We start from the raw sequence: 11359 nt of genomic DNA on the forward strand, positions 1-11359 counted from the left end.
GACGAAAGACGCCGACGGCCGCGTGTTGGCCGACGGCGAAACCGAAGACCTGACCTTTGATTCGGTCAGTGCCGCCGGCGTCGGCATGCCTGCGAGCCCCCCCGCGGGGTCTCCCACCTCGGCGGCCGATAGCGGCAACGTCGCCGAAATGGGCGGCACGATGGCGATCGGTGCCGGGATGTCCTATTCTGCGTCCGGCCCAGGTGCCAGCGGCCCAGGTGCCGGCGGATCGGGCGCGGCAGATCATGGCTCCCAGGGACAGCCTGCCAAACCGAAGGTCACCGCCGAGCAATTGATCGTCGTCATGGGGCTCGGTGATTGCACCCTTTATGATCGGCTGAAATTCGTGCGTCAGGAAGCCGGACTTTCCCCCGACGCCCACGACACGCCGTATGGATTGGACGCCGCCGAAACGATTCGTTACCTCCGTGCGTCGGCCAGTGCGATCGATCTGCTCAATCAAGAGCACCAGATCTACCACTGTGACATCAAGCCCCAGAATATCTTGCTGGTCGGTGGTGAAGCCCAAGTGTGTGACTTCGGGCTCGCCAAACAGATGGAAGGCGACATGCGTCAAACGCAACAAGCCTTTGCGACACCCGCCTACGCACCACCGGAGGTGCTGCACAACGAAGGGTACAGTCGGCAGGTCGATCAGTATTCGCTGGCGGTGACGTATTACGAGCTGCGAACCGGTCTGCTGCCGTTTGACATCACCACGCACGCCAGCATGCTGGTGGCCAAGTCGACCGGAAAGCTCAATCTCGACGCGCTCACCCCTGCCGAACGCAAGGTGTTGCAAAAAGCACTCCGCCGGGTGCCCAGCGAGCGATACGGATCGTGCACCGAATTCATCAACGCGATGGCTGTCGCATCGGGTGTCGAAAAAAGCGGCGGCATCACGATCGGTCGAATCATCTCCGCTGTCGCCGTGTTGTTGGCAGCCGTGGGAATCGGAATCGGAATCTGGAGTGTCGCCCATCCGGAAAGTTTTAATTCCGTCTTCCGTCGCAGCGCCATCGAAGTGGCGAAAGACCTGCAAGAAGTCAGGGCAAGCTATGAACGCACCGAACCGTTGTTGCTTGAGGAATCTCACGTCACGCTGACCGAGGTGATGAGCCGGTCGGCGGAAATCGGCGCGCAATCCGAAGGGGAATTAAAAGCGAAGGCCGATGCGTTATTCGCCGATGCGGCCGCCCGATTGATCAACAAGATTCACGCGGCGTTGAAGCAGTATGAAGAACGACCGGGTTTGGCGATCGCGCAAAAGGAAATTAATTCGTTGACGAGTTGTTTGGACGAACTCGTGATCGAACCCGAGAAACCCGAGTCGCCGATCTGGCTGGGATTGCAACGTTGGCAATCGTCCGACGACGAGATGCTGAGTAACGCCTGCGCCGAATACCTCTCGCTCTATCATGCCGCCGCGATCCGGTTCGACCTGTTGCTCGGCACACGCCCGTTGCCCGATCGATTGCAGGCGCTTCGCCAGACGTTGCCACAGCATCTGCAATCGCTGCGGCAGTCGCTCGAGCAGCGCCCCGGTGACTTCGCGCAGCAGTCGATCGATTTGACGCTCGCGTCGCTGCTGCCGGTGCTGGCGACCATGCCGACACAAGAGATCAAGACCTGGCCGGCCGAGGCTTGGCTAGAAGAGTCGCGACTCAATGATCTGATCCGTGCGGAATCGGTGGTTCGCCAATTCGGGCCCTACCCGTTGTACTCACAACGTTGGTCGGAAATCCGCGAGACGTTCACCGTGGCGGTCGAACCCGCCGTCACCGAAACCGTCGCAACCGATGCGACGATCAGCCAGCAAACCAAGCAACGTGTGCTGGACGGATTCCCAGACTTGAGAACCGAGAAGCAGTTCGCCGAACTTCGCAATGCGGTCCGACAATCTGACTGGAGCGAGGTGGATCGTCTGCTCACAGAATTGCGGCTTGCGACTTCGATCAACACCGAACAGAAAGCGGTCTTGGCTGTCGTCGGCGCCATGGCGCAACATCGCTCCGACGACCAAGCGTTGGAACGGACGCTGACGTCGATCACCAGTGCCGACATCTCGCCCATCGAGTTGCGTGAGATGCGGGCCCAGCCTTTGTTGGCCAGCTTCATGCGTTCGACGGGCCAACGCATCCTCGACAATCCCGATCGATCGGCAACGCGTTTTTACACGCAAATCAAGTCCGCCCGCTGGATTGAGCGCGAACTTGACACGCAGGTGCCGGAATCGTTTTTGTCGGCCGCCGCGATCTCCCTGCTTCGTGAAAGCCCCGAACTGATCTCCGATCCTGCCGGCCGAGCCGATTTGGACCTCGATGGATGGTTGAGTCTGCTTGATGGCTCGCCGCAGTCAGCCGTGCTGGCCGCCGCGATCCGAATGGAGCAACAAATCGCGGCCTCCTCGGCCGACCAGGCGGTCGTTGCCGCGGCCAACCAAGTGCTCACGTCGTCCGGCCCCGGATACTTGGAACAGATCTCCAACGGCTACGCCAACTATTTGTTGGCCTGTGCCGCCTGTCTGCAGAACCAAGACCTCGGTCCACTTGGCGAGCAATTGGCCACCACGGCACGGGAATCGATCGAATCCCTCGGGCCGACACGGCTGTACAAGGGAACCGAGATGTTCGTCCGCCAAGCCATCGCGACCTCGGGGATTGCCGACGAGGAGATCACGTCACTGCGTTATTCCGAAGGATCCGCAAACGCCTCCGACGTCAGTCGCGCCCGGTCGTACTTGGACCTCGCCGAGACCTTGGTGCGCTCGACCGATCAGGGTTTGCCCACGGTGCTGGAAAACGAACTGTTTCTTCAATCGGTGGCGAGCGGCGCCGTCGGCGCGTCCACGATCGTCATCCCGCGACTGATCAACGACCGCTTGGGCAGCCCGGAAACGACAGCGGAACTGTCAACACAATTGCTCAGAGCGGTGCATCGGATCGGGCTGGAGCGATGGGAACAGACCGGGGACACGAAAGCCAAAAGCGAGGTGGCCCTCCGCCTGCTCATTCGCCCCACGCGCGCGCTGCTGGAACGATTCGGTCGAGAGCGTTTCGGCCCACGGACATTGCAATCGAATCCCAAAGGGGTGTTGATTCGAATGGTGGTGCTGCCGACGATCACCGATGTCGTCGACGAAGCGTTGCGATTCAACGACAACCAGTTGCTGCCGTCGGGCTTCCGACCCGAATTTCAATGGCCGAAGGACGAGGTCACCAAACTCTGTCAACTTGCCGCGGTCGCCTACACGGATCCGCTGACACGGTCGGAATTTCAGGATCAAGATCTGTTTCGTCGTCAGCAGGTCGCGATCTCCGCCATCGCAGCCCAGGACGCAACGTTGGCCGATGTCGAAACACGTCAATACCTGATCGAGGTTGCCATGGCTGCGGTCGATATCCGCAGTTGCGATGGAAACCAGTTGCTGACGCTGGCCGACACGCTCTCCCGATCGGGCAAGGCCGAGGACGTCATCCAATTCCTCCGCAGCGAAGGCTTTGAACGATTGGCCAACGCCAGCGCGACACGGGAGGAACGCGGCGGCTTTCTCCGCCAAGCCCACGACGCCGCCGAATCCGTCCTCAGTCAGACCCCCACACAGGTCGACGCAGATCAACCCTACCAACGACGGCTCCTCTATGAAGTCTTCGCCAAGAGTGCCGACCTGGGAGTCCGATTGGCGTTCCTGCAAAAATCAATCCCAGACAAATTGCGGCTTCTGCAGCCTTCGTTGACCCGAGCCGACCGGGCGTTGGAGTTGTACGACGAACAATGGGGCGATGACGTCCACTGCCCGATCGTGTCTGCCTACATCACCAAGGGAAATGTTTGCGAAGACATCGCCCACTATTGCTCCATCGCAGACGACCAGGCAACGGTCAAGCAACGCGAGGAACATTTCCGGCTCGCCATCGCCGCCTTCACCGAGGCCAAGAACAAGAACGATCAAGACCTGAAAACACGATTCTCGCTGGGACGTTGTGAATATCGCTGGGCGCTGACGTTGGACGGCAGTGCCAAAGACAACGCGCTTGCGGACGCATCCAAATCGCTCGGTGCGCGGCCAGCGGACATCGCCAATCTGAACGACGTCGAAGCGAACAAGGCGGCCGAGTGGTACGTTTGGAAAATCAATGTTGAATGGGAACGTGGCAACCAGAACGACGCACTGCAATTCTCCCTCGCCGCCGTCCCGTTGGTCGGCGACGATCTGGTGCATCTGAGTATTCGCAGCGATCTGGCTCGCAAATGTGCCTGGGTGATGGCCAAAAGCAATCGCCTGGCCGAAGCGATCGAGTGCTTGCGGATCTTGGACGGGCGCGGGGACACCGTCGACGTGATCATGCGAATGGGGCTGCTGTCGGACATCGCATTCTTCCGAAATTGCCCTGACAAGGAACTGTTCACCGTCCCGCTGAGAATTCTGGATCGCAGCGAGAAGCAACCGGCCCTCAGCGAGGGCGATGATGCGACGTATGAATTGGCTAAGATCGCGACGCGCTGTGTCCGCGAACAGCTGACCGAACTGATTCCCAGCGTCCCACGCAAAACCGCTAGCAAACCCGATGATCTGTCGATCGGTCCCCGAGAACTCGACGCGCGACTCGATCGCGATCAAGGCGGCAGCTACCGACAACTGTCCCAGGTTTTTCTGCAGGGTGACACCGCCGCACGAAACCGCGATGCCGATGCCATCTTCCGCTTCGCCTGCGATCTTGCCGCGGTCTCCGACACGATCCCCCAGCCGCCTGCTTATGTCGAAGACCAGGACTACATCACCAACAATTTGTGCCTGACGGTGCTCTACTCGCTCAATTACTGGGTCAGCGAAATCGCAGGCCAAGACGCCTTGAAAATCCAGCAAAGCCAACGCAGTGCGAGTCAGGCACTGGCCGATGGGAAACACGAGCAAGTCATCCGCTGCCTCGACTTCCTGAAAATCAGTTTCCAAAAGGCCGGCAACCGACGTTATGAATCGATCGTCGACGACGCGATCAAAATGGTCAACGACCTGAAAAATCCGCCAAACTGACCATCTGTCAAAATAGGAGTCCTGGGTAGTTTCGCATCTTTACCCAACATTTGCTTTAGGCATTCGGGGGTGGCCGTCGATCTACCCCTGATAACGGGTTGCGCGGACGGTTCACGGATGAAGCGTCAGGGTCGATCGGTCTCCCACCTAAACTGATAGTTGACAGGGAAAGCAATGTTTCGAACAAGGCAAGGAAGCCTGCTACCGCTGGCGATCGTGGCGTTAATCTCCATGCCCGCTGTGAAGGCCGAAGATCCGCAGGTCAATGAACCCGCAGTCAGTCAGCCTGCAGCCAGCGAGCCTGCAGCCAGTGAGCCCGCACCCAGTGAGCCTGCAGCCAGCGAGCCTGCTGCCAGTGAGCCCGAGTTCCGGCTCCTTCGCATCGCCGAAGACCTGGAACGGCTCGTCGGCACCGGTGTGATACCGGCTCAATTCGAAGAGGAAGACCTGTTCGGCAGCCCCAGCGCGACCGTCGGGCAGCAGGGGATTCAGCCGATCGACGCGGGCCCCTCGGGCGGACTGGAATCGTTCGACACCGGCGAACTCTCCGAAGACTTCGGTTTCGGCGATTGGAGCCTGATCAGCCGGCCGGCACTGAGCACCGACACCTCTTCGTTGGTCGATTCGACCAGCTTTATCGAGGACTTGGAACAGGTTCAAGGTACCAGCGAGGTGGGACTGAACGAGGCACCGGCCGTCGACATCGTGACCGCACAGACCTTTAACTTGACCGCCACGCCCGACATGGGTGAAACCCTGGTCAACAACCCGACGACCCAAACGGTTCGCGCACGCCAGCGCAGCCAGGTGGGTTTCGATCCGCGGATCCGTGGTTTCTACAACGGCCAGATCTACACCGCGCATGATGGATCCTACCAGTTTCCCGTTCGTAGCGACTTGGACGGTGTGTTTTCCAAGATCGACCAATCCTTGATCGGAAACGTTCAGGTCTACAGCGGCCCTTACACGGTGCGCTACGGCAGTGGGTTCTCGTTCTTAAACGTCGATACGATTCCCGCACCGCGATACAACTGCGGCTGGGAAAACCACATCCGTCTGGGCACGAATGTCCGCACCAATGGCGGCCAAACCTATAACACGATGACTTTGTTCGGTGGTGGAGAAAGCTTGGGCTACTTTGCCAACGTCGGTTATCGAAAGGGTAGCGATTACGCGGCCGGCGACGGGCTGTTGGTTCCGTCCAGCTACGATGCCTTCAACCTGTTCACCGGAATCGGTTACGACATCGACGACCAGACCCGCAGCGAGCTTCGCTACACGCACATCGATCAGGACAACACCGAATACGCCGGCCAGTTCTTCGACGTTGACGACTTGAAAAGCGACGGGCTGACCCACAGTTTGATTCACCGGGACGACCGCGCCGGGTTCGCCTATCGTGTCGACAGTTGGGTGAACTACACCGAGTTCAACGGCGACACGAGCAACGGCAGTAAACGCCGGGCCAATTTCCCGGTCCTGCAGCGAGTCGATGACGCCCTGGCCGCGGTCGGCGTCCACAACACGGACCCCCCGACGACTCCGACCATCGCGGCTCCCGGCCAGGAATTTTTCGGAACCGTCAATGGTGACCTGATCAGCGCCGGGATGCGAGCGGGCGTGACGCAGGAGATCGACCGCGACACGACGCTGGGTGCCGGATTTGACTTGCGATACGTTCGCCAAGAGATCGACGAATCCTTTGACCTGTCCGATTTCGATGACCTGAGTGGTAACCCCTTGCTCGGTTTCAATACCGGACTGCCCGCTGCCGAACTGTTCGAACCCGGTCTGTATACCGAGTATTCCTTCAAACCCAAACCGTTCTTGCAAACGGCCGTCGGGGCACGCATCTCGTTCGCCCAGACCGAAGCGGATCCGCGTGATGTGGATCTGGGACGATCGAATTTCCGCGACTTGGGAACGGGGGCGATCAACAGTGACTTGGACGTCTCCGACGTGCTGAGCGCGTTCTTTCTCACCAACGACATCGATCTGGCACCGGCGTGGAAGGCTCGTATCGGTTTCGGCTATGCCGAACGCCTGCCGAACCTGGAACAGCGCTACAGCGACGGACTGTTCTTGGCGATCATCCAAAACGGATTCAGCCGCATCATCGGTGACCCGACGCTGAGCAAAGAACGCAACTGGCAAGTCGACGCTCGTGTCAACATGGAGTACGACTATCTGCGTGCCCGCCTGAGCGGTTTCCACAGCTGGATCGTCGACTATGTCACCTACCAAGCCAACGAAGTAAGCGATCCGACCGGGGCTCAATTGCTGCGGGCGATCAACACCGAATACGCAACGCTGACTGGTTTCGAGTACTATTGCGAAGCCGATCTGGTCGACGGCTGGCAGGTGTTTGGAACGCTGGCGTACCTGGACGGACGCGACCGCGAGATCGACCAGCCCTTGTCGGGCATCAATCCGCTGGAGGGACGTTTAGGTCTGCGACTGACCGACACCCGACCGGAAAATGCATGGGGTGTCGAATGGGGCTTGCGAATGGTCGACAATCAGGACCGATTGGCGACACTTCGAACCGTGCCTCCGGCGACCGGTGTGGTGGAGTTGGAGACGGCAACGCCGGGGTTCACGACGAGCTACCTTCGCGGTTACATCCGCCCGACGAACAACGTGAACATCACCATGGGTGTCGAAAACTTGTTTGACAACAACTACTACGAACACCTGAACTTGCGACTTCCCGCCCAACAGCTGCCGCAGTCCCCGTACGGGCAAACCGTCGTGCTGTCGCCCGGCATCACGCCGTACTTCGGTATCGAAGTCGACTACTAGCGGCTATCGAAGTCGATCGGGACGGCCCCTTTGGCCGCCAGCGTGCTCTGTTTCTGGATCTCGCCGGCGGCGATCGCACTGAGCGACACCGATACTTCGGCGTTGGCAAAGTCAAAGGTGCGTGTGACGACCCGTTTGTCTCGATAGACGACCGTCGAGGCCTCGTCGGGAAGCGGCGAGGGCAGGACTCGGATGCTGTTCGGTTCACGTTCGTCGGTGTATTGCTCGGTGACCGTGACGCGAATCCCGCCTCCGGAATTGAGTTCCCGTTGGGTTCGAAACGAGACGCCGGGCAGGTCGTCCAGCGTGATCAGATTCGGCCGGTCCATCGGAATCGGGGTGCCGGCGAGACGTTGATCGCCAAACCGCAACCATGCTTTGACGGCGACCTGGTCATACCGGGCATCAAAATCATCGATGCGGCAGAGCAGAATCGGAATCGGTTGACGCTCCAGAAACTCGGGCAGACTGAACGAGTACGTCTCTTGGCGTCCGCCGCTTGCCGCACGACTATCAATCCCCGTCAGTTCGACCCAGATATCCGACGGCCGCGGCGTGAATTTCCCATTCCCCTGGTCACCACTGGCACTTTCGATCGCCAGCTGAATCGTCAACTGCCGGTCGACCCGCCTGCTCATCGCGCCGGCGCGAACTTGGAAACGGCTGGAATCGGATAACTCCGTCGCGATCTTGCTGAACGGACTGAACTGGAAATTATAGGGTTGGTGCGTCAGCTGCTTGTCCGCCAAAATCAACTCGAACTGCTCGCCGCCTTCGACGCGGACCTCCGTCGATTCGTCGACCGGTTCGCTGTCATCGGGCAGGATCGCCCGGATGGAGAAATTCTCAGCGGGCAAGACCGGATGGCCGCTCGGGGTCGCGACACCGGTCGGCGGCCACTGCGAAATGGAGACGATCGAATCGAAGTCGGCTTTGATGCTCGCTTCTTCGCGATTCCGCTGCCAATAGACTTCCGGTTTGGAGCGGATGTTTTGCAGGTGCCGCAACAGCGCCTTGCCGTCGGCCGCATCAAGAAACTTTGCCCCCCGGAATTCGCTCTCGAGTTTCTTGGCGTTGATCAGGTAACGGACGAAGGTCAGTTTGATCGTATTCTTATTCTTGGCGTACAGGGCTTGTGCCTGATCACTCAAATCGTCGACGTTGATGCCTTCGGTGTGCACCGTCGCGGGCAACCCATCGGTCAGCACGATGATGTGGCCGCGGCGGCGTTCGAGTTGCTTGTAGGCTTCGACGATCGCTCGATAGGTCGGCGTGGTACCGATCGCACCGAGGTTTGAGATCTTGTTCCTCAGATCACGGACTTGGCGGGCGTCGAGCGCCTTGATCGGTGCGGCGACGCGAACGTCAAAGTTCGGATTGCTGGCGATCTCTTCGTTTCCGGCGACATGACCGGCGTCGATGACTTGCCCCTGGACAAGTTGCTCGACCCGAAATTTATACTGCCCGTTGACGTCGACCGGCCAGATCTTTGTCTTGCCGTCACGACTCTGCTTGCCGGTCAACGGATTAATCACCGTCTCTTTGAATCCGAATTGATCACCGAAAACGATCAACCCGACTTCCACATCCGGCGTCAGTCCGTTTAGGAATCCGGTGACGGCGGTCTTCGCCACCTCCAAACGCGGTAACCCGGCATTGGTACCGATGCCCATCGATCGCGAACAATCCATCACCAACAACAACCGCTCGGGTTCTTTCTGGCGGCGGACGACGCGGGCCGCCGGCTCGGCATAGTTGGGTAGCCGAAACACCATCCGCGTTCCGCCGGTCAGCGTTTTGAAGGCGATGCGTCCGGTTCGTCGCATGCCGCGGAAAAACATGCCGGTGACGATCGATGCTTCATCCGCCGCGGTGTCCGCGGGGACAGACATCGGGACCGTAATGGCCGCTGCGTTGGACGGCTCCGAGGGCGCCCCGGCGGGCGGCTCCAACAACACCGTCTTGGACTGATCGCCCAGCCTGGACCAGATCGAGGCGTACCCGACGGGAATGGAAGCCGGTCGGTCCAGCACAAACCGCACCTCCTGTCCAAGCACAAATTTCAACAAGGTGCCCACGCGAAAGTCTTCCGCAGGCTGGGGCTGCAAGGATTGCTTTGCGACGGCGGCGGCGGCGGACGAAGCCAAGCGGGCACTCAAGTCCACCCCGTCCAAATTCAGTTTGATCGTCGGAAACAGCGGATTCTGATTGCGTGATTGAAGCAATCGATTGGCGGCATCGACGAAGAACGGTTGATCGCCCTCGCGTGCACCACACCAATATTCATCCATCGTCCGCGAGGCATGGTCGAACAGAAACAATTGCTGGTCGATGGCGAAACGTCCCTTGCCGATCTTTTCGACTTCCGGGGGAGCGTACGTGAACAGGATCGTCCGAGCGCGCAGGTAGGTGTCCCAGCCCTCAATCTTGCGACGCGTGGTCTCCAACGACGCCTTTTCTTCGGAGCGTTGGACCGGATCCTGAATCACGTCGTCGGCCATCGTTCGCTCGCCCAAACGTCCCCCGGCGAGCTGAGCCACCTGTTTGCGGAAATTGACGCCGGTGGCTTGAAACAGTTCGACCAAGTTTGGTGCCGGGGCATCGCCGTCGGTCGGCGGGGGCGTGGCGCCCAGCAGCGCCGGGTCGCCGGTCACGCTCAACCAATGGTCCCAAACGTGCTTGCGGCCGATCGCCATCAGATCCAGCGTCGTCGTCACCGTCTCAGTAGCCTCCCGACCCGGTTGATTACTCTTGACGGTTCCGACCCCGGCGCTGACATCGGCAATCAGATCACACAGCCGCGTGTGAACGCGTTGCCGCAATTCCGCCCTGTCGGTGCCCGACCCGGCCAGCAGCGCGAAGTTTTGACGCAAACCCTTGGCATCACCGGCTTTTTCCTTGGTCGCCAGATTCAATCGATCGATGATCCGATCGGTCAGTGCGTCGTACGCCTTTTGCGCCTTCAAACGGGCCGCCTGAATCTGTGGCTCTCGCGCTGCGATCGGTTGGTTGTCGTCGTCTTGCGGGAGCTGCAAACTGGAGACGAGTGCGCCGAGGCTATCGATCGCGCGTCCGACGATCGCACGCGTTTGGCTATCGGGAAACTGTTCTTGATAGTCGAACGCCTCCATGTCACTCATCAACGTCTCGGCGATGCGTGGGATGGAATGCAGCATTTGGTCGCGCAGTTTGTACGCTTGCGAGATTTCCGATGCCGATTGTGCAAGCGATTCGAACCCGCCGCCGACTTCGCGCCAACGGCTGCGGCCGATCCCCTGTTCGCCACCATTGCGCGACAACATTCGGTCGACGCACGCCAGTCGTTGCTGTTGCAGATCATGGAACCGTTTTCGAATCCAAAACGACGCCCGCAGATCATCGCTGCACAGCGTTTGACGGCTGACGTTTTGGGAATCAAACAGCGTCGCAACGGTTTGCGGTTCCAAGTGCGCCAGGTCGGGCGCCGAGCAAAGCCGCGTCAGTTGAGATTCGATCAACGCCGCCGGCTGCGCGCCGGTCACC

4 protein-coding genes are annotated in these 11359 nt (G+C 59.8%); 2 read left to right on the top strand and 2 right to left on the bottom strand.

What is annotated here, in order from left to right:
* A partial coding sequence (locus ABX749_RS08100; RefSeq protein WP_372895531.1) for a protein kinase occupies positions 1-5035 on the top strand: 5035 nt, incomplete at its 5' end.
* A gap of 222 nt (positions 5036-5257) precedes the next feature.
* On the opposite strand, the gene ABX749_RS08105 is transcribed toward ABX749_RS08100, so the two are convergent.
* Entirely contained in the window at positions 5258-5815 is a 558-nt protein-coding gene (locus ABX749_RS08105) for a pentapeptide repeat-containing protein (RefSeq protein WP_372895532.1), read from the bottom strand.
* On the opposite strand from ABX749_RS08105, the gene ABX749_RS08110 reads away from it, so the two are divergent.
* Positions 5708-7837 carry a TonB-dependent receptor gene (locus ABX749_RS08110; protein WP_372895533.1) on the top strand — a complete coding sequence of 710 codons (2130 nt, stop codon included), beginning with the start codon at positions 5708-5710 and terminating at the stop codon, positions 7835-7837. The two genes, ABX749_RS08105 and ABX749_RS08110, sit on opposite strands and share 108 nt — an antisense overlap.
* On the opposite strand, the gene ABX749_RS08115 is transcribed toward ABX749_RS08110, so the two are convergent.
* Positions 7834-11359 (bottom strand): hypothetical protein (locus ABX749_RS08115; RefSeq protein ID WP_372895534.1); only part of this gene is annotated, 3526 nt, incomplete at its 5' end. The two genes, ABX749_RS08110 and ABX749_RS08115, sit on opposite strands and share 4 nt — an antisense overlap.

Origin of the sequence: Stieleria sp. (genome assembly GCF_041595215.1) — a bacterium.
GTDB classification, from domain to species: Bacteria; Planctomycetota; Planctomycetia; order Pirellulales; family Pirellulaceae; genus Stieleria; species Stieleria magnilauensis.